The 18,814-nt window shown below is 52.8% G+C and carries 17 protein-coding genes and 1 pseudogene; 6 read left to right on the plus strand and 12 right to left on the minus strand.

All coding sequences use genetic code 11. The features are described 5' to 3' along the window. Nucleotides 1-133: 133 nt before the first annotated feature. From xerS to map, 4 genes are all read left to right on the plus strand, one after another. Nucleotides 134-1,228 carry a tyrosine recombinase XerS gene (gene xerS, locus NST69_RS16235; RefSeq protein ID WP_342550186.1) on the plus strand — a complete coding sequence of 365 codons (1,095 nt, stop codon included), beginning with the start codon at nucleotides 134-136 and terminating at the stop codon, nucleotides 1,226-1,228. Between the two features lie 48 nt (nucleotides 1,229-1,276). Further along, nucleotides 1,277-2,146, plus strand: a complete 870-nt coding sequence (locus NST69_RS16240; RefSeq protein WP_342546203.1) for a pentapeptide repeat-containing protein — start codon at nucleotides 1,277-1,279, stop codon at nucleotides 2,144-2,146. A 241-nt stretch (nucleotides 2,147-2,387) separates the two neighbouring features. Next, a complete protein-coding gene (locus NST69_RS16245) occupies nucleotides 2,388-3,014 on the plus strand; it encodes a TetR/AcrR family transcriptional regulator (protein WP_342546206.1) in 627 nt (208 codons plus the stop codon). Nucleotides 3,015-3,057: 43 nt separating this feature from the next. Further along, complete coding sequence (gene map, locus NST69_RS16250; protein ID WP_342546208.1) at nucleotides 3,058-3,816, plus strand: type I methionyl aminopeptidase; 759 nt, start codon at nucleotides 3,058-3,060, stop codon at nucleotides 3,814-3,816. A gap of 1,081 nt (nucleotides 3,817-4,897) precedes the next feature. On the opposite strand, the gene glp is transcribed toward map, so the two are convergent. The 8 genes from glp to NST69_RS16290 form a co-directional block, all read right to left on the minus strand. After that, complete coding sequence (gene glp, locus NST69_RS16255; RefSeq protein ID WP_342546209.1) at nucleotides 4,898-6,226, minus strand: gephyrin-like molybdotransferase Glp; 1,329 nt, start codon at nucleotides 6,224-6,226, stop codon at nucleotides 4,898-4,900. Between the two features lie 184 nt (nucleotides 6,227-6,410). Further along, the gene (locus NST69_RS16260) at nucleotides 6,411-6,917 is read right to left on the minus strand and encodes a DUF4178 domain-containing protein (RefSeq protein ID WP_036726503.1); all 507 of its coding nucleotides are present in this window, start codon (nucleotides 6,915-6,917) and stop codon (nucleotides 6,411-6,413) included. A gap of 41 nt (nucleotides 6,918-6,958) precedes the next feature. Beyond that, on the minus strand, nucleotides 6,959-7,369 hold the full coding sequence (locus NST69_RS16265; protein WP_036726501.1) for a DUF350 domain-containing protein: 411 nt from the start codon (nucleotides 7,367-7,369) through the stop codon (nucleotides 6,959-6,961). A gap of 126 nt (nucleotides 7,370-7,495) precedes the next feature. Continuing rightward, entirely contained in the window at nucleotides 7,496-8,164 is a 669-nt protein-coding gene (locus NST69_RS16270; RefSeq protein WP_036726499.1) for a PspA/IM30 family protein, read from the minus strand. Between the two features lie 68 nt (nucleotides 8,165-8,232). Continuing rightward, nucleotides 8,233-8,583 (minus strand): hypothetical protein, encoded by a 351-nt coding sequence (locus NST69_RS16275; RefSeq protein ID WP_342546212.1) that lies wholly within the window; start codon nucleotides 8,581-8,583, stop codon nucleotides 8,233-8,235. 87 nt (nucleotides 8,584-8,670) lie between these two features. Next, a complete protein-coding gene (locus tag NST69_RS16280; protein ID WP_036726497.1) occupies nucleotides 8,671-9,615 on the minus strand; it encodes a dihydroorotate dehydrogenase in 945 nt (314 codons plus the stop codon). Beyond that, on the minus strand, nucleotides 9,608-10,312 hold the full coding sequence (locus NST69_RS16285) for a dihydroorotate dehydrogenase electron transfer subunit (RefSeq protein ID WP_036726496.1): 705 nt from the start codon (nucleotides 10,310-10,312) through the stop codon (nucleotides 9,608-9,610). The genes NST69_RS16280 and NST69_RS16285 overlap by 8 nt, the downstream gene beginning before the upstream one ends. Before the next feature lie 86 nt (nucleotides 10,313-10,398). After that, nucleotides 10,399-11,439 carry an NADH:flavin oxidoreductase/NADH oxidase gene (locus NST69_RS16290; RefSeq protein WP_342546214.1) on the minus strand — a complete coding sequence of 347 codons (1,041 nt, stop codon included), beginning with the start codon at nucleotides 11,437-11,439 and terminating at the stop codon, nucleotides 10,399-10,401. A 174-nt stretch (nucleotides 11,440-11,613) separates the two neighbouring features. Between NST69_RS16290 and NST69_RS16295 the strand changes: the two genes are divergently transcribed. After that, entirely contained in the window at nucleotides 11,614-12,516 is a 903-nt protein-coding gene (locus NST69_RS16295; protein ID WP_342546215.1) for a polysaccharide deacetylase family protein, read from the plus strand. 126 nt (nucleotides 12,517-12,642) lie between these two features. Here NST69_RS16295 and NST69_RS16300 read toward each other — a convergent pair whose 3' ends face one another. Then, nucleotides 12,643-13,326, minus strand: coding sequence for a 3D domain-containing protein (locus NST69_RS16300; RefSeq protein ID WP_209873728.1), 684 nt, complete (start codon nucleotides 13,324-13,326; stop codon nucleotides 12,643-12,645). A 299-nt stretch (nucleotides 13,327-13,625) separates the two neighbouring features. On the opposite strand from NST69_RS16300, the gene ppk1 reads away from it, so the two are divergent. Next, entirely contained in the window at nucleotides 13,626-15,746 is a 2,121-nt protein-coding gene (ppk1, locus tag NST69_RS16305) for a polyphosphate kinase 1 (protein ID WP_340979536.1), read from the plus strand. On the opposite strand, the gene NST69_RS16310 is transcribed toward ppk1, so the two are convergent. The 3 genes and pseudogenes from NST69_RS16310 to NST69_RS16320 all read right to left on the minus strand — a co-directional run. Continuing rightward, entirely contained in the window at nucleotides 15,694-17,220 is a 1,527-nt protein-coding gene (locus tag NST69_RS16310; protein ID WP_209873721.1) for a Ppx/GppA phosphatase family protein, read from the minus strand. The two genes, ppk1 and NST69_RS16310, sit on opposite strands and share 53 nt — an antisense overlap. Before the next feature lie 109 nt (nucleotides 17,221-17,329). Then, the gene (locus tag NST69_RS16315; RefSeq protein ID WP_340979538.1) at nucleotides 17,330-18,052 is read right to left on the minus strand and encodes an amino acid ABC transporter ATP-binding protein; all 723 of its coding nucleotides are present in this window, start codon (nucleotides 18,050-18,052) and stop codon (nucleotides 17,330-17,332) included. Further along, nucleotides 18,039-18,701 (minus strand): annotated as a pseudogene (locus tag NST69_RS16320) (amino acid ABC transporter permease); the annotation flags it as partial. The gene NST69_RS16315 and the pseudogene NST69_RS16320, both read right to left, overlap by 14 nt. Nucleotides 18,702-18,814: the final 113 nt, after the last annotated feature.

An 18,814-nucleotide genomic window follows, 5' to 3' on the forward strand; every position in this document is an offset into this window, starting at 1 on the left:
AGGTTCACCTCAACCGTTTTCGTTTACTACCCATCATATAACTTTGTCTCATCAGGAGCAAGGTTTGCCAGAAACATGGTAAGATAGAAGGACAGCCCTCCCCCTTGGAGAAACTATAAAGAAGGTGAAGCTCATCAGTATTCAAAAAGCGACCGACCGGACAAAACTGGATCAGCGGCTGCCGCAAATGCCCTGGTTTGTCCAGCAGTTTATCGACTATAAACGGCCGGATTTGTCCCCCTCCACGCTGCTGGAGTATATCCGGGACTATGAATCCTTTTTCGGCTGGCTGCGGGGTGAAGGTCTCTCTGTAGCGGCCAGCAATGCTGACATCACACTGCTTGAGCTGGAGACCCTGCATATGGACAGCATTGTCGGCTACCGTCTGCACTTGACCACCCGGGCTGAGAATGCCAATTCGCGGGTGACCGTATCCCGTAAGCTGTCTGCGCTGCGCTCGCTGTTCCATTACTTAAGCCAGATTGCCGAGGATGAGAACTTCTACCCGCTGCTGAAGCGTAACATTATGGCCAAGGTTGAGATCAAGCGCATTCACAAACCGAAGGACACCGCCGCCAAGCTCAAAGGTAAAATTCTGGAGGACGAGGAGCTGCTGGAGTTCGTAGGCTACATCTATGAAGGATATGGCACAGCTGTGGAAGCCAATAAGCAGGCTTATTATTCTTGGCAGCTTAACCGTGAACGGGATGCCTGTATTGCCAGTCTGATTCTGAATTCCGGCCTGCGTGTCTCCGAGGTGGTTAACCTCAACGTGGATGATCTGGATGTCAACAATAAGCTGATTTATGTCTTCCGCAAGGGTCATAACGACGAGACCTTCAAGACCCCGGTCTATTTCCGGGAACAGTCGAAGGATGATCTCAGCTTGTATCTAAGCCTCCGCCAGAGCAGGTACAAGACGCCGAAACGGGAAAAAGCGCTCTTCATTGCCCTGCCCAACGGCAGCAAAGAAGGCAAACGGATGACCAAACGGGCGATCCAGGAGATGATCATCAAATACGCCAAACGTTTCGGCAAGCCTTATCTGACGGTGCATAAGCTGCGGCACTCTTTTGCCACCGATTATTACCTGCAGAATGACATCTACCGGACGAAGGAACAATTGGGCCATGCTTCTACGGAGACTACCGAGATCTATGCCCATCTCACAGATAAAACGATGTCGGAGGCGATTGAACGCCGTCTGGACAATGAACCGCCGCAGTAAGCTGTGTGGCCGCTATGTTAATCTCATTTACTTTTTGGAGGAATACGTTTGTCAGACAATCATTCATTTCCTGAATCCCATACTACGAATCCCGGACTGCCGGAGCTGCAATCGGATTGCCTGAACTGCTTCGGGCTATGCTGCGCAGCGCTTCATTTCTCTACATCCTCAGACTTCGCCATAGACAAGCCTGCCGGACAGCCCTGTCCCAATCTGCGGGAAGACTTCCTCTGCGGCATTCATATTGAGCTACGGGAACGCGGCTTCCGGGGCTGCACCGTGTACGACTGCTTCGGGGCCGGGCAGAAAATCTCCAATCTGACCTATGGCGGACGCGACTGGCGTCAGGCTCCAGAGACTGCGGGACAGATGTTCGTGGTTCTTCCAGTAATGCGCCAGCTGCATGAGCTTCTATGGTATCTGCACGAGGCACTCACACTGCGCGGGGCCGAGACCCTACATGATTCGCTTATCAAAATGCTGGAGCAGACGCAGGCCCTCACCCTGCTCAGCCCGGACAAGCTGCTTCAGCTCGAAGTGCCCCTGCACCGAGCTGAAGTCAACGAGCTGCTGCTGCGTGCCAGCGAGCTTGCGCGCACCGCTGCCCGCAAGCAGCTCTCTCCGGCCCCGAAGCGCCAGAAGAACTATGGGCGCGGGGCCGATCTGATTGGAGCCAAGCTGCGCGGGGCCGACCTCCGCTGCCTCAGCTTACGGGGCGCGTATCTGATCGCTGCGGATCTCAGCGGCGCTGACCTGCGGTTCGCCGATCTGATTGGCGCGGACTTCCGCGATACGAATCTGCGCGGAGCCGATCTGCGGGGCAGCGTCTTCCTGACTCAGGCGCAGCTGCAAGCCGCCCAAGGCAGCCCGTCCACCAAGCTGCCGGAATCCTTAAGGCATCCGGAGCACTGGGCTTGATAAGTGGAAATGGCTTTGCCGTCCTTTTAAGGACGGTACCGTTTCGGCGAGAAATAGAAGGATAATTTATAGCGTGAAACATATACATTCTTATATTTGGAGAAGAAACCGGATGATGTTCTATCCGGTTTTTTTTGTGTCGTCCAGATGGTTGGTTCAACGATTTTCCCTTGCCATTTGCCTGCCGATGTTTTATATTGACATGACAGCAGGTCTAAAATAAATGAGGTGAACGGATAAGATGACTCCCCGCACGAAGGAACAGAACGAAGATATCCGGCTGCGGCGGCTGGTGCAGATCCGAAAAGCAGCAGCGGACGTATTTTTGAATAAAGGGCCTTTATTAGAAATCCGGGATGTGGCTGCGGAGGCCGGTCTAGGTTATGGTACGGTCTATCATTATTACAGCAATAAGGGTGATTTGCTTCACGACTTGTTATGGGATGCGCTCGACCGGGCCGGGGAATGGCTGAAGTTCCCGCCTATGGCAGAGCCCGGGCTACCGCTAAAGATTCCGCTGGAGGGTTCTGCCGCCGGTGTGCGGCTATTGCAGCTATGGGCGGAGGATCACGCTATCTATCTGCTGTGTAAGCAGGCTGGTGAGGGATTCCCTTCCCTGCCTGAAGCCCGTTCTTCCCCGCTCACTGCCGAGTTCCGGCGGGAGGTGCTTACCCCGCTGTCCATGGTGCTTGGCACTGGACTTACGGAGGAATCACTTTCTCCTGGAGGGACAGTAGTCGATGCGCCGTGTGGATTACAACATACAGAGATGCTGTTAGCCGCCCTGGTTGGCTGTGCTGCATTGTCCCTCCGCCGAGGGCAGCTTAATGAAGATGCAACGGAGATCGTCAGGGTTCTTAAACTATAAAAGATTGAAACTATTAAAGGATGAAGGAGCGGATACACATAACATGATTATTCTTAAATCCCCCAAAGAAATTGAAGAGATGAAGCAAGCCAGCCAAATTGTTGCCGATTGCTACCGTGAAGTCTCCAAACACATTGTACCTGGAATCACTACGCTTGAAATTAATGATTTGGTAGCCAAACATATCACCAAGCTCGGCGGCAAGCAGTTTACCAAAGGCTACAACGGATTCCCCGCCGAGACCTGCATATCCATTAACGATGTGGTTGCCCATGGGATTCCATCCAGCAGACGGGTCGTGAAGGAAGGCGACTTGCTGAAGCTGGACATTGTGGCGCAATACGGGGGTTGGTTCGGAGATTCGTGCGTGAGCTACGCTGTCGGTGAGATCGGGCCGGAGGCACAGAGATTAATGCAGGTAACGAAGGAGTGCCTGGATCTGGGGATCGCCCGGGCTGTTCCGGGAGGACGGCTGGGTGACATCACATCGGCCATACAACAGCATGCCGAAGCACACGGTTATTCGGTCGTGCGCGATCTGCTGGCGCACGGCATCGGACGAAGCCTGCATGAGGAGCCGAGCTACGTGCACATCGGCATCGCAGGCAAAGGCATCCGCCTCAAAGAAGGCATGGTATTTACGATTGAGCCCATGATTAACGAAGGCACATACCAAATCACCATCGACGATGATGAATGGACCGCAAGAACGGCTGACGGCAAGCTCTCCGCGCAGTATGAGCACACGATTGCAATTACTGCAGATGGACCGCTGATTTTAACAGCCCAGGAAACATTGTAGTAGAACGTTAACACATAGGTTAGATTTTGTTGTTTCCTTACGAACCCTAAGAACCCTTCCGTTTCTGTTAGGGACTGTCCCCTATTAGAAAACTGAAGGGTTTTGTTTGTTACCTTTATGACCGGATTTTGCGGTTACGTCAATGGATGCTGTCGCGCGATTGGGTGATTCTGTTTGTTGGCTGCTGGTTAGTGTTTTGAACTTACTATTGTGAATTTTTCATGTGTTGAATTTTTAACTAATTTTGAGTTCAAAGCAGCAGTTATTCGGATGCTGTAGGCGCTGGAACGATAGCAACTGCATTTTGTACAATGGAATGCTGTAAAAAAGGCTTCGAAAATAGAATCTATTGTATTCGGTACAATTGAATGTTGAACAAAGGCCACTTTTCATCCAAAACACAACACTCCACTGTATGAAATACAATAGAATCTCATTTCACGGTCAACTATGCATTTTCTATTGCAGGAAATACAATCAGCTACTTTTAATTTAAGAGTAGGGGGCGGCAAAAAGTCCCTATTTCAGTTCTGAATTCTGTGCCCCCTTTTAAAGGGTTATTAAGATATCCTCCTATCCTTTATCTAAAGTAATTATTGTGAATTTTTCATATAATGAAACTTAATAATCAAGATTTAGTCGGTTAGTCCTTTGACTTGTCGGTTTGCTGGCCGATCGTCACTAGAAATGCTGAGACTTGCCGTGCCCCGATTTAGTTACACGCGATATGCTTAAGTGCAGTTTGTACAACTAAATCTCCTGATGTTCCGCCGATAATCCGTTTAGTTGTACTTCGTGCATTTAAACTAACCTGATTCCTCGATTCTGGCCTATTCGGGCAAATTTAGTTGTACAGACTACAATTAGAGGAGGAAATCCTTGATTTTTACTGTTTTTAATTCTACTGAATACATCTATCCCTGAAAGCTCGCCTCAAGCGAACGTCCTCAAGTCATCCATCCATTCATTCATCCATCCGTTCGTCCGTTCGTCCGTCCATCCGCTTATCCATAGCCTCATCTCCCTCCTAACTGAACTCACTTCATAAGCTCTGATACTCCCCAAATCCTTTGCTTCAAATTCACCCTCGAATCTCACCCGGCAGCTTCAGCACAGTTACTTTGTCACCGGCAGATAATTGTCCGCTGTCCGGCGGGATGATGATCAGGCAGTCGCTGTCTTTGATCGTAACTGTGACGGATGACTCGTCCACGGCGGCTGGATAAACATAGAGAACTGCTTCGCGGATCTCCAGGCGGGCGCGGACATAGCGGGTGAAGCTGTTGGCCCGCTTATAATCTTGACCCAGCACTGCTGTCCACTCTGGCAGATACGGCTGGGCTGCACCCTGCATTAGCCCGATGACCGGACGGGCAAATAGTTGGAATCCTACGAAGCAGGCGCCCGGATTGCCGGATAAGGCGAGCAGGATGCTCCCGCCGCGAACGGCTGCCGTAGTGACGCTGCCGGGGCGCATGGCTATTTTATTGAACAGCATCTCTCCGCTCTGCTCACGGACCAAATCACCCATAATATCATAATCCCCGACAGATACGCCGCCGGTAGTAATCACCAGATCATAGCTCTCCAGTGCCATCTGCACCTTACTGCGGGCCAGCTCCAGATCATCGATGATTGCACCCAGCATCACGGGCTCCCCGCCCGCCTCCCGGATTAGCGCCTCCAGCATAGGGGAGTTGCTATTGCGGATTTTACCCGAGACTAACGGCTCGTCCACCTCCAGCAGTTCAGTTCCGGTAGCAAAGACAGCCACCTTGGGTCTGCGGCGGACAGGTACCTCCGGCACCCCGAGCGCTGCCAGAACAGCAATCTCGCCAGCGCCGATTAGAGTCCCCTCAGGAAGCACTGGATCACCTGTTCTAAGCTCCAACCCGCAAGGAGTAATATGCAGTCCCCGCTCTTGCGGCTTGCGGATACCGACATAAGTGACTCCGCCCTCTATCCGGCTCTCCGTAGCTTCCATCATAATTACGGTGTCTGCACCGCCAGGAATCTGCGCTCCCGTCATAATGCGCGCAGCAGTGCCAGCCGTAATCTCCCTTGAGGCTACTGCGCCGCAAGGTATGACATCGACGACTTCAAGCCACACCGTGTCAGGGTCTCCTGCCGCTAAAGTGTCTGCTGCAATCACGGCGAAGCCGTCCATACTGGAGCGGTCAAATGCCGGAAAGGGATGTGGTGCATGAGCAGACTCAGCCAGATAACGCCCGCTGCTGAGATGCAGGGGTACAGCTTCCGGCGCAAGCAGCGCAGCATAAGGCTTCAGCCTGCCTTGCGCCTCTGCAACCTGCAGCACTGACCGCTGAAATTTATCACTGCTGTATTCCTTGTTATTATCCCTGCTGTATTCGTTGTTATATTCCTTGTTATGATGCTCTCGGTTAGTCAATGTTGAATTCACTCCTTCTGCTTCTCCGGTAGATTGCTGCTGATTAAACCAATTACGCCCTATTCTAACATGAAGGCATGGCAAAAGGGATGCACAGGCCTGTAACAAGCGCATGCATCCCTTAGTCCATTGCGATTCTATTCCGCAGTCAGCAGCGCAGCCGCAGCCCAGCTCCAATTCAAGCTTAAGATGCGCGGATCACTCTGACATCAGCCGAAAGGACGCTTTCACCCTCATAGAGCATGAACCGTCCATTCTGCCATTCCACACGCAGCAGCCGCGAATCATCCGCCTGGTATTGCCAGACATGCTGCTCCCCGCCGTTCATATAAGGCGTCTGCCCGGTAACGGCGGCATATCCTTCATATTCTTCCTCCAGATAGAAGGTCCGGTCATCCAGCTCCAGGGTAGCCGGGACCTCGGAAGGACTGTCCAGACGCCCGTCTATCGGGTGATACAATCTGTATTGCAGCTCTTCCCGCTCTTCTATATACAGATAGGCGATCCGGCTCCCATCACGCAGCGTCAGTACAACTGCATTACGACCACTCGTCTTCGTCCGGCCCGTCACTTCATAGGTGACCAGGGAGACCTCACAGATATCTCCGGGAGACAGGGTCAGCATGCTTGCGGGCGCTTTAGGCGCCTCCGGCTTCGAGAACAGATTGCCGATTCTTTTCCAAAGACCCAAAGCCATCATCCTCCTACAGATTGGTACGCTAATCCTTCTTCTTATCCGCGAATAAAGGCCGCTATAATCAATGCCCCCGTCACATGCAGCGAGCCTGCCATCAGGCCGTAGCCGACCTTGCCAAGCTGAGTGCCATGATCCAGTTCAAGGTTCCCCCACCGGCTGAGGAGCTGCTCTACCGTCTTCTCCAGCACGAATAACAGGATAAAAGAGACAATCGAGACGATAAGGGCGGTCCCGAGCCGGTTCGCCGCAGCAATGGATGCTGATAAAATATAGCCTTGTGACAGCAGCTTCAACACCAGCCGGGTAGTCACGGCCATATTCCCTGCCTTCAGCTCTTCCATATCATTATAACGGGTAAACAGCGAATCCACGAGCATCAGCACACACAGCAGTACTGCGCCGCTGACCGTCCATACTACCATGGACACCAGGGTATCGAAATCCATTACTCCAGCCCCCGCTTGTTCATATTTCACAACAGGTAAGACAAACATAAAGCGAAGGAGAAACCGCTGGTTCTGTCTCCCCTTCGCCTGTGGCCATCAGCCTAAAATCCGGCTTATGCCAATATGTTATTGTTTATCGTATTGCTTCATCAGCGCAGCCAGCTCATCTTCAACCGCCTGGTCTTTGCCCAGCTTCTCGAACTCATCATCGAGCGACTTGTTGCCCGAGCTCATCTCGTTGCTGGCTTCTGCCTGTGCTTCGGCCTGCAGCATCTTGTCTTCCATCCGTTTGAGTCCGGCAGAAGCAGAGTCGGAGCTGAAGCCGCTCATCGCTTTGTTGATTTCGGTCTGTGCCTTCGCAGCGTTGTAACGGGCAACGAGTGTCTCCCGCTTGTTCTTCATCTGGGTAAGCTGTTTGCGCATTTCATCAAGCTTGCCGCGCAGGTTGTCGGCGGAAGCCTTGTTCTGGTCGAAGCTGGCCTTGTACTCTACAAGCTTGGCTTCTGCCGATTTCTTCTCTTCAAGAGCACGGCGGGCCAGATCGGCGTTACCGGCTTGAGCGGCTGCATGAGCTTGTTGATTACGCTTGTTCACGAGCGCTTCCTGCTCTTCGTACAACTGTTTGAATTTCTTCTCAATAGCGATCTGGGCAGCTACCGCTTTCTCAGCATCCTCCAGATCCTCCGTCATGTCACGAATGTACTGGTCGGTCATTTTAACCGGATCTTCAGCTTTATCGATAATCGCATTCACATTGGACATGGTCAGATCACGCAATCTTTTAAATATAGACATCATTCATTCCTCCAAAATAAAAGTTAGTTGTTCAATGGTATCTTTTACGCAGGGAGATGGGGATCGTTTCAAAAATTTGTTCCGGCCTTCTGTACTAAATATTGCTCCACCTTATCATTCACAATATTTACGACCGCAAGGATGCCCTCTTTGCTCAGATCGTCATAGTGAATGCCCATCACAACCGTGACTGTCCGGTTCAATGCGGCAGCAGCCTTCAGCGCAATGGCTTCACTGATCGTATGCTCCTTATGATGGGGAACGGCAGAGGTCATCACCCGTGCTAATTCTCCGTCCATGTACGCCGTGCTTGCTGCACCGATATGGCGCACTCCCCCGGTAATCAGCAGCAGCAGATCACGGCCCACCTCGGTCTCGGACAGCACAATATCGTCAGGATGCACCAGATTCGTTGTCAAGCAGAACTCCCCTCCCTTTATATTAACCATAGGCTGTAGAGATCTCTCATTCTACGGCAAAAAGATCATTGCAAACCGGCTTGCTGCCTATACAATACCACGGATCTCATCCAGTGAGGAAATATTCTCTTCCTTCATAAACTGCTGCAATTCTTCCACAAGTGTGCTGCCCGCCCGCAAATTCATGAAATTGTAGGTTCCAACCTGTATTACAGTCGCTCCCGCCATAATAAATTCAATAATATCCGTGGCTGAAGTGATGCCGCCCATTCCGATTACCGGAATGGTTACCCGGCGGGCTACCTGATGCACCATACGCAGAGCCACCGGCTTAACCGCTGGTCCGGATAGTCCCGCATAGAGGTTATTGAACACACTGCGGCGGCGGCGGACGTCGATCTTCATCCCGGAGATCGTGTTGATCAGAGAGACGGCGTCCGCCCCCTCTGCTTCACACATCACAGCCATCTCCGCAATATCCTCGGCATTGGGCGACAGCTTCACGGCCAGCGGCAGACTTGTAGCCGCCCGTACCGCACGAACCACTTCCTGCGCTGCCGGAGTCTTCACGCCAAAAGCAATTCCGCCCTCCTTCACGTTCGGGCAGGAGATATTCAGCTCAATCATATCCACGGCCTGCGTCCCGGCCAGAAGACGGGCATCCGCATCCCGCTGGATCAGCTCAGCACCCAGCACGTAATCCGCCAGCGTGTTGCCGCCTAGGTTCACGATACGTGCGGTATCCAGCGTCTCCCAATACGGCAGCTCCTTGGCCAGAAAGGCCTCTACTCCCGGATTCTCAAGCCCCACGCTGTTCAGCATACCGGAAGGCGTCTCATAGACGCGGATTCCGGGATTACCAGCTTTGGCGTGAAGCGTTAGCCCCTTGCCGGAGATTCCGCCAAGCAGGGACACATCATATAACCGGCCATACTCACGGCCGAAGCCGAAGGTGCCGGAAGCCATCACAATCGGATTCTTGAAGGATACACCGGCAATCGTTGCAGTTGTATCAATAGTTGTATTAATCATGGAATAATACCTCCTCAGCCAGGAAGACAGGACCGTCTGCGCAGGCTTTGCGTTGCCCGTCCTTGCAGGAGACGCTGCAGACCAGACAAGCGCCGATACCGCAGGCCATCCGGTTCTCCAGTGACAGATAGACGTCAGGGCGCTTACCCGCAGGATCTGGAGCGCTGCCCTTGAGCTGTGCAGCCTTCAGCATCGGATGCGGGCCGCAGACGAAGATATGGTCATACGCCGAGAAATCCACGCTGTCCAGAATTAGTCCGCCTACATCGACGGTCAGCTCAGCAGCCAGAGGACGGAAGGCTTCTGTACGAAACGGCTCGCGGCTGAAGCCGAGATAGATATCGCTCTCTGGAAGCTTCTGCGCACAATAATAAAGCGGAGCAATTCCGATCCCCCCGCCCACTAACGCTACCCTGCCTTCCACCTGCGGGAAGCCTGTGCCGAACGGTCCCTCCAGCTCCAACGGATCGCCCGGATTCAGTCCGGCAAGGATCTCTGTTCCTTCACCCACTACGTGATATAAGAATTCAACACCGTTATCATTCACCTGATGTATGCTAAGGGGTCTTGACAGCAGCGGATAGGCTCCCCATGCCCGCAGCATGTAGAACTGACCCATCTCCCCGCTGTTTCCTCCTTCAACTACCAGGTGGTACACTCCTTCAGCCAGCCGCTCATTACTAATCACCGTCGCCACGTTATCAAGCTCCTTCAAATTTAATCTTATTAACCATGCCTGAGAAGGAACTTAAAATCTGTGACATTATTCACAAATGATGCCCTCTATTTCTTGTTCCAGATTCCGCGCACGTAAGGTGCGGGCAGCTCGGACGGATCAATTCCGCCCAGCGCCTCAGCAGCATGATGTACCCAGTACGGATCGCTAAGCATGCCTCTGCCTACAGCCACCAGCTCTGCCTTCGCCTCCGTAATCACTGCCTGCGCTTCTGCATATGACTCCAGACGCCCTACAGCGATAACAGGAACCTGTAATCCGCTGCGTATGTATTCGGCAAGCCCCACCTGGTAAGCCGGCCCTGCATTAGGGCCTCCATTCGAGCCAATCGGCCCTTCCCCGCCCGAGGATACATGGAACAGGTCTACACCTGCATCCTTGTAGCGGCGGCAGAATTCCAGCGCATAAGCTTCATCATAACCGCCCTCGACGTATTCCTTGGCGGACACCCGCATAATTAGCGGCATCTCAGCCGGCAGCATCTCACGCACCGCCTCTACCACCTGTTCACCGAACAGGATGGGGTCTTGGCCATACTCATCATCCCGGACATTGGATAGCGGGGAATGGAACTGGTGAATGAGGTATCCATGGGCTCCATGCAGCTCAACGGTATCGAATCCCGCTTCAACCGCGCGCCGCGCCGCTTCCCGGAAGGCGATAATCAGCTCCGCAATCTCTTCACGGCTAAGCGCCTTGGGCATAGCATAGGTATCATCAAACGGGATTGCCGAAGGTGCAACCGGCGGAGCGGCATCGACGGCCTTGCGGCCGGCATGTCCGAGCTGGATGGCAACCTTAGCACCATGGGCATGAACGGCATCCGTCAGATGCTTGAACGCCGGAATCTGCCCGTCCTCCCAGATCCCGGTGTCCCGGTTCGTGATCCGTCCATCGGGGTGAACTCCGCTCATCTCTACAATAATGAAGCCGCTCCCGCCGACAGCCCGGCTGACATAATGCACATGATGCCAATCCGTCGGAATACCGTCCTGCTTCTCAACCGCATACTGGCACATTGGAGGCATGACCACGCGGTTCTTCAGGGTCAGAGCCTTCAGTTCATAAGGTGTGAACAAATCGGTCATTCTTGTCTCCATCCTTCCCGTATCTATGATCCATTTCAGTATACAACGATTTGCGGATGTGATAAATCTTTGAATGCTCTGCTGCCTGTACGGCATAATTTCACGGCTGCTTGGAAATAACAACCCTTATATTCTAAAATAACCGGACCCGTGGTTGGAGGAGGCATCATTCCGATGAAACTGGTAATATTCCGCCGCATTGTGCTGCTCATAACCGTCATTGCCCTGGCCCTGTCTGCTCCTGCACCAGCTGCGGAGCTTGTGTCTGTCTCTGCTGCAGCGGCTGATAGTCCTGCGCCAGTGCCAGCACAAGAGATCCTGCCATCTTCCCAGCCACAAGCTTCTATTGAAGAGGAAACGGCGGTACCGGCGGGATCAGCGGCCTCCCAGTCTTCAGAAAGGCGCCATAAAAAAAGCAAAGGCCTCTCCCTCAGCCAGTTGCTGCGCAAATACCCGGAGACCCTCAAGACCCAGGGTCCCCGCCGCAAAATGATCGCTCTCACCTTCGATGATGTGCCTGATCCGCGCTTCACCCCACAGCTCCTGGATGTGCTGCGCAAATATAAAGTCAAAGCTACATTCTTCGTGGTCGGCAGCCGTGCGGAGAAGCATCCCGCCCTGGTAGCCCGGATGATCCGCGAAGGCCATGCTATCGGCAATCACTCCTATAATCACCCCCAGTTCAGCAAGCTGAGTATGAATGCCTTCCGCATCCAGATTATCCGGACGGAGAATATTCTGCAGCTGCTGGCCGGATACAAGCCAAAGCTGATCCGCCCGCCGTATGGCGACATCAACGAGCCGCAGCTTAAATGGGCGAAAGCGCATGGCTATAAGATGGTGAACTGGAACGTCGACTCGCTCGACTGGAGAGGACTATCCAAAAATCAGGTCAAGCATAACATCCTCTCCCGGGCCGGCAGAGGGGCCATCATCCTACAGCATGGGGGTGGCGGCAGGGGCAGTAATCTTCAGGGAACATTGCAGGCCTTGCCCGAGATTATCAGCAATCTGCGCCAGCGCGGATACAGCTTCGTAACCGTTCCCCAGATGCTACAGGTCAGCAAAAGCAAATAACCGCTTGATAAGCAGGGTAACAAAAAAGGAAACAAAACCGGCGAAGCTGCCTGGTTTTGTTTCCTTTTCATTAATACCTGTTATGCTTGCATTCGTGCAACATTGGTGCAACTTATCATTATCGGTTTATTCAATAATATATAAATGTACATACTGATAACCGAAATCGGCTACAAAGCTCTGGCTGCCCGGAATAAAGATATCGATCCGGTTGCCCTTGATCGCGCTCCCCATATCCGTGGCTGTAGCTACGAAAGCTTGCTTCGGAAGGCCCGGATGGGTATACCCGGTTACGAGCACCTTCGTTCCCAGCGGAATCACGCTCGGGTCAACGGCGATGGTTCCGAGCTTCAGCGTATTGCCGAAATAATCGACTGCGCCCCACTTGCCATTCTCGCTGGCTGCTGAGGAATAGGCGGAAGCCTTGACCTGCAGCACTTTGGCATAATTGAATTCTTTGCCCCAGGCTTGAACAGTGTTGGTTGCCGGCTGCACACTAAAGGCTTGAACTTCTGCGGCGTCCACAGCTTCTACTGAAGCTGCTGCAGTATTGGCTGCTGCCACAGTCTTGGCTTGAACATCACCCGGAATGGTGAATTTCAGCCCGGGATAGATATTTAGCGCTGAAATCTGCGGGTTCGCATTCATAAGCTCTTCTACGCTTATGCCATAATGATTGGATAGAGTATAATAGGTTGTAGTCTCTCCAGCGATATGTACGCTGTCGGCTTGAACGGGAGCTGCGTGAAGCAAGGTGCCGAGTCCCAGTACGGCCGCCAGGGCGGTGATGGCTCTGATCTTGAGTTTCATGAATTGCCTCCTTCAATGGTGACGCGCGGTTTGTAAACTAACAGTAATGAATATATCACAACTTTGTAACCATTGGCTATGTTTTTGTGGATATTGGAAATAATTAGCCCTAATAAAGCGTTATCAAGGATGCAAATATTACATATTCTTAATCATTATGAAGAGACTCTGCAGAATTATGCCATGTTTCCTGAATATTCGCAAAAATTTTACACAGTTTTAACATTTCTCGCTTAAGCAAATAGTAGAATGAAAGAATACGATATCTTAACTAGACATTGAAGCAACTTGGAGGGTCCATGAACGTGAATACAGATGAGAAAAAAATCAACAATATCAGTCCTGCAACAGCCTATCTTAACCGTGACCTCAGCTGGATCGAGTTCAACCGCCGGGTGCTCGGCGAGGCACAGGACCCGGAGAACCCGCTGATTGAGCGGGCCAAATTCCTGGCCATTGTGTCCAGTAACCTGGATGAGTTCATCAGTGTCCGGGTAGCGGGCATCCAGGATCAGATCCGGGCGGGATATACCAAAAAAGATTTTACCGGCTACACGCCCTCCGGCCTCTATAAACGCCTCAGCAAACGGGTGACCAAGATCGTCGCCGACCAGTACCGCACCTTTAAGGATATTTCACGCAGCCTGCACAAAGAGGGCATTGTGTTCGTTGATTATGAAGACTTGACACCGGCACAGGAGCTGTCGGTTGAGGAATACTACCGTGATATTATTTTCCCTGTGCTGACTCCGATGGCCGTGGACCAGAGCCGTCCGTTCCCGCTGGTTCACAGCCAATTCATCTATCTGGCTGTCGTGCTGACACGCAAGGACAGCCAGGAGGATGAGCCTTACTTCGCCATTCTGCAGATTCCGTCCAATCTGCCGCGCTGCATTCCCTTGCCTCACCGCTCGAACAGCAAAAAACGGCAATTCGTATTCATTGAAGATGTGATCCGCCATCATATTCAGACCTTATTCAGCGGTTATGATCCGGTAGCTGTCAGCGAATTCCGTCTGACCCGTAACTCCGATCTGACGATAGATGAAGAAGGTGCGGAGGATCTGCTGGAGGAGATTGAGAAGGAGCTCCGCAAACGCCGCCGTGGTGTGCCTGCCCGTCTGGAGGTCCAGAAAGGCATCCATCCCTATGCACTGGAGCAGCTTCAGGCTGAATTCGAGCTGGAGGACTTTCTCTTCGAAATTGAAGGTCCGCTTGATCTTGGCTTCCTGCGCAGCTTCAGCAGCAGTCTGAAGGGCTTCAGCTATCTGCTCAACCCGCCTGTCGAACCGATGTATCCGGCAGAATTCGAGGAGAATGAGGATTTCTTCGAAGTGCTGAGCACCCGTGATGTGTTGGTCTATCATCCGTACGAATCCTTCGATGCGATGACGGATTTCATTATCCAAGCCTCCGAGGATGAGCAAGTGATGGCGATCAAAATGACGCTGTACCGGGTCAGCGGCAATTCTCCGCTGATTACTGCCCTCGCCAACGCAGCCGAATCCGGCAAGCAGGTTACGGTGGTCGTGGAGCTAAAGGCCCGCTTCGATGAGGAACGCAACATCGCCTGGGCGCGTAAGCTGGAGCAGTCCGGCTGCCACGTGGTCTACGGTCTCGTCGGCCTCAAGACCCATGCCAAGGTGACGCTGATCGTCCGCCAGGAAGGCTCAGAGCTGCGCCGTTATGTTCACGTGGGGACAGGCAACTACAATGACAGCACGGCCAAGGCCTATACCGACCTTAGCCTGTTCACCGCCAATCATGAGATTGGCCTGGATGCGTCAGAGCTGTTCAATCAGATGACAGGCTACTCCGCCAACTACAACTGGAACTCCTTCATCGTAGCACCGACCAATATGAGTCTGTCGCTCCAGAAGCTGATTCTGCGTGAGGCGGAGCATGCCGCCGCAGGCCGGCCTGCACGGATTATCGCCAAGATGAACTCTCTGTCGAACCAGGAGGTTATTGATTATCTGTACAGCGCGGCCCAGGCGGGAGTGTCTATCGACCTGATCGTCCGGGGAGTCTGCTGTCTGCGTCCGGGAATTGAAGGCCTCAGTGAGCGCATTACGGTACGCAGCATTGTGGACCGCTTCCTGGAGCATTCACGCATCTATTACTTCGAGAATGGCGGCGATCCCGAGGTCTACCTGTCCAGTGCCGACTGGATGACACGCAACCTGACCCGGCGGATCGAGCTGATGTGTCCGGTGAAGGATAGCAGTATCCGCGGTCAGATTGTCAAGATTCTGGAGCTGTCGCTGATGGACAATGTCAAATCCAGCTTCCTTCAGCCCAACGGATACTACGAACGGATCGACGACAAAAAGGCCCCGCTCCGGAGCCAGTTCGCCGCTATGGATGTTACCCGCTGGAAGGGAAGCCGAGCTTTACCTTCACCGACCAAGCATTCCTGAAGGCTTTGAGTGCATTCTCAATGTCCTCCAGGCCGATAAGCACCTGTCCGCCCTGAAGCTCCAGATCCAGCGTATGATTATGCAGACGGGACTTCAGCCCGCTGACAATGCCGATCTCGGTGCTGTCCAGCGCAATGCTTAACTGCACTAATGTACCCAGCTTATGAATCCATTCCTCGTCGGAAGGCAGCAAAATGTCCTTATGCATCAGGGACAGTTTCTGCTTCCGGCTTTTTGTGCTGTAGGAAGCGATGTACGCGCTAAGAATCAGCTGGCGGTGCGTCAGTCCCCGGATGGGTGAATTCATCAGCCAGTAGTGAGTGTGCCGCTTGGATTGATAATAGTTAATGTTGGAGCCTGTCCGGTGCAGCATAATCGCCACATAGACCAGCATCTCCTGCTCCTCCCGGTCCCCTTCACGATCAAAGGCCCCCAGCAGGCTCAGCGCCAGCTTGTTGATATGGTCGAGATGCCGCTTGGAGGTACGGATATCGAAGCGGATAATCGTATCCAGACTGTACTCCAGCGCGCTGTCACGCACCGGCTGCTCCGGCTCCAGCAGATCATGCAGCATGCCCTCACGCAGGCCTTCGCCGCTGATCAGTGCCCGGCTGGCTCCAATGTAATGATAGACGGTATGGAAAATAATCAGCCCGGACACGATGATATCCGCCCGGCTTTTGGACAGCCCGTCCAGATCCTTGCGCTTCTCAAACGGGGTAGCGGGCAGAACCTCCATGAACCGTTCGATCGTCTCGTTCTCCAGTACGTAACCATGGGAATTAGGCAGCGAATAATCGCGGTTCCTCTGATCGAGCTTAGCCAGTGAGCGAAGCGTTCCTCCCAGCCCGTATAGCGGAAGTCCTGTGCCCGTCGATAGCCAGTCATGCTCCACCAGCCTGCCGGTTACGTATAATTGCAGCTTGCGGAGCTGATCCGCATTCCAGTTGCCGCCCTGGCTGAACATCTGATTGGTGTTGACCGCACCGAACGGGAACGAGATACTCTGCTGATAACGCCGTCCGCGGAATAAGGTAACCTCGGTACTGCCCCCGCCGATATCAATCACGAAGCCATCCTGGACGTCAAAAGCATTAATCACCCCAAGGAAGCCGAAATACGCCTCCTGATATCCGCTGACCACCTCAATCGGAATCGACGAAGCCTCTGACAGATAGCTGATGATCTCCGCTGAGTTCGCTGCATTTCGAATGGCGGCGGTGGCGCCTGCGCGGATTCTCTCTACTTCAAAATCATCACAGATCTCCTTGAACTGCTGAAGAACAGGTATGATCGTATCCATATCCTTCTTCTCCAGCCTGCCCTCCTTCGTAATCTTCTCGCTCAAACGGGCAGAGTACTTACATTCCTTGATGATTTTGTAGCCGCCTGCCTGCGTCGTGTCATAAATTACAAGTCGTATAGAGTTGGAACCAATATCAATAATGCCGATCCGGCAAAGATCATCTCTCATCTGTATGTACTCCTTTTCAAGTAGATTGATCATTTGTATACTATATCACCCATTGTGCACTCCGCCAAAATAAAATAACCCCATATGGTGGGGTTATTTAGCCAGCCTTCTATAATACCTTGCTGAGAAAATCGCGCGTACGGGCATGCTTGGGATGACCGAACACCTCTGCCGGTGTCCCCTGCTCCACAATTACTCCGCCGTCCATGAACAGGATTCGGTCCCCGACTTCACGGGCGAAGCCCATCTCGTGCGTCACAATCACCATAGTCATGCCGTTCACCGCCAGCTGCTTCATAACCTCCAGCACTTCACCGACCATCTCCGGGTCCAGCGCCGAGGTTGGCTCGTCGAACAGCATGACATGCGGCTGCATAGCCAGCGCCCGGGCGATTGCGATCCGCTGCTTCTGTCCGCCGGAGAGCTGCGCCGGATAAGCATCGCGCTTGTCTTCAAGGCCTACAGTCCGCAGCAGCTCCATCGCGTACTTCTCGGCCTCAGCAGCCTGCTGTTTCTTCACCTTGAGCGGAGCGAGCATAATGTTCTGCAGCACGGATTTGTGCGGGAACAGGTTGAATTGCTGGAACACCATCCCCATTTTCTCGCGGGTCATGTTGATGTCATGGCGCTTCGCGGTAATGGATTGACCCTCGAAGCTGATCTCCCCGCCTGTGGGCTGCTCCAGCAGGTTCAGGCAGCGCAGAAAGGTACTTTTACCCGATCCGCTGGGACCGATGACAACAACGACCTCACCCTTGTGAATATTCAGATCAATGCCCTTCAGGATCTCCAGCTTCCCAAAGCTCTTCCGCAGGTTCTTAACCTCGATCATCCGTGTTCAGCCTCCGTTCCAATATACCCAGCAGCTTGGATAGTGTGAATGTTAGTACGAAATACATGACCGCAATCACAAGCAGCGGACTAAGTCCTTCATAAGTAATGGTGGTTATTGTTCTGGCTTGGAACAGCAGATCCGCTACACCAATCATCGATACGATAGAGGACTCCTTAATAATTGTAATGAATTCGTTGCCGATGGCAGGCAATACGTTCTTCAATGCCTGCGGCAAAATGATGTAACGCATGGTCATACCCTGCTTCATTCCGAGTGAACGAGCCGCCTCCATCTGGCCGCGGTCCACCCCTTGAATTCCTGCACGGAAAATCTCAGCCAAATATGCCGAGCTGTTAATCGTAAGTGTGATCGCACCCGACTGAATCGGGGACAGCGAAATACCAAACTCCGGCAGGCCGTAGTGAATCAGAAACAGCTGCACCAGCATCGGCGTCCCGCGTAAGAATTCCACCCATGCGGTGGCAATAAAGCGCAGAATTCTCCATTTGGACATCCGCAGGAGCGAAACCAGGATGCCTAGTACGAAACCGAAGAATACCCCCAGCACCGCAAGCAGCAGTGTGTACTGCAGACCGGATAAGAATAAATTGCGGTACTCATAAGCCATATCGAATATATTCATTGCCTCAAACCCTCCTCTTCTCAAAAAAATAGAAAACGGCGGATCACCGCCATTTTCTGCATGGTAGAGCATGATCCCGCAGCCAGCTGCGGGCCTATCTTGATCTCCGCTAACCG

Origin of the sequence: Paenibacillus sp. FSL P2-0089, assembly GCF_038595095.1 — a bacterium.
In the GTDB taxonomy this organism is placed as follows: domain Bacteria; phylum Bacillota; class Bacilli; order Paenibacillales; family Paenibacillaceae; genus Paenibacillus_AQ; species Paenibacillus_AQ silagei.

Coding starts and splice junctions, on each gene's coding strand:
- NST69_RS16310 (WP_209873721.1), bottom strand. CDS start 17,220: ATGAGAGATGATCTTTGCCGGATCGGCATTATTGATATTGGTTCCAAC.
- NST69_RS16265 (WP_036726501.1), bottom strand. CDS start 7,369: ATGGATTTCGATACCCTGGTGTCCATGGTAGTATGGACGGTCAGCGGC.
- NST69_RS16280 (WP_036726497.1), bottom strand. CDS start 9,615: ATGATTAATACAACTATTGATACAACTGCAACGATTGCCGGTGTATCC.
- NST69_RS16245 (WP_342546206.1), top strand. CDS start 2,388: ATGACTCCCCGCACGAAGGAACAGAACGAAGATATCCGGCTGCGGCGG.
- NST69_RS16300 (WP_209873728.1), bottom strand. CDS start 13,326: ATGAAACTCAAGATCAGAGCCATCACCGCCCTGGCGGCCGTACTGGGA.
- ppk1 (WP_340979536.1), top strand. CDS start 13,626: ATGAACGTGAATACAGATGAGAAAAAAATCAACAATATCAGTCCTGCA.
- NST69_RS16315 (WP_340979538.1), bottom strand. CDS start 18,052: ATGATCGAGGTTAAGAACCTGCGGAAGAGCTTTGGGAAGCTGGAGATC.
- NST69_RS16270 (WP_036726499.1), bottom strand. CDS start 8,164: ATGTCTATATTTAAAAGATTGCGTGATCTGACCATGTCCAATGTGAAT.
- map (WP_342546208.1), top strand. CDS start 3,058: ATGATTATTCTTAAATCCCCCAAAGAAATTGAAGAGATGAAGCAAGCC.
- NST69_RS16295 (WP_342546215.1), top strand. CDS start 11,614: ATGAAACTGGTAATATTCCGCCGCATTGTGCTGCTCATAACCGTCATT.
- NST69_RS16290 (WP_342546214.1), bottom strand. CDS start 11,439: ATGACCGATTTGTTCACACCTTATGAACTGAAGGCTCTGACCCTGAAG.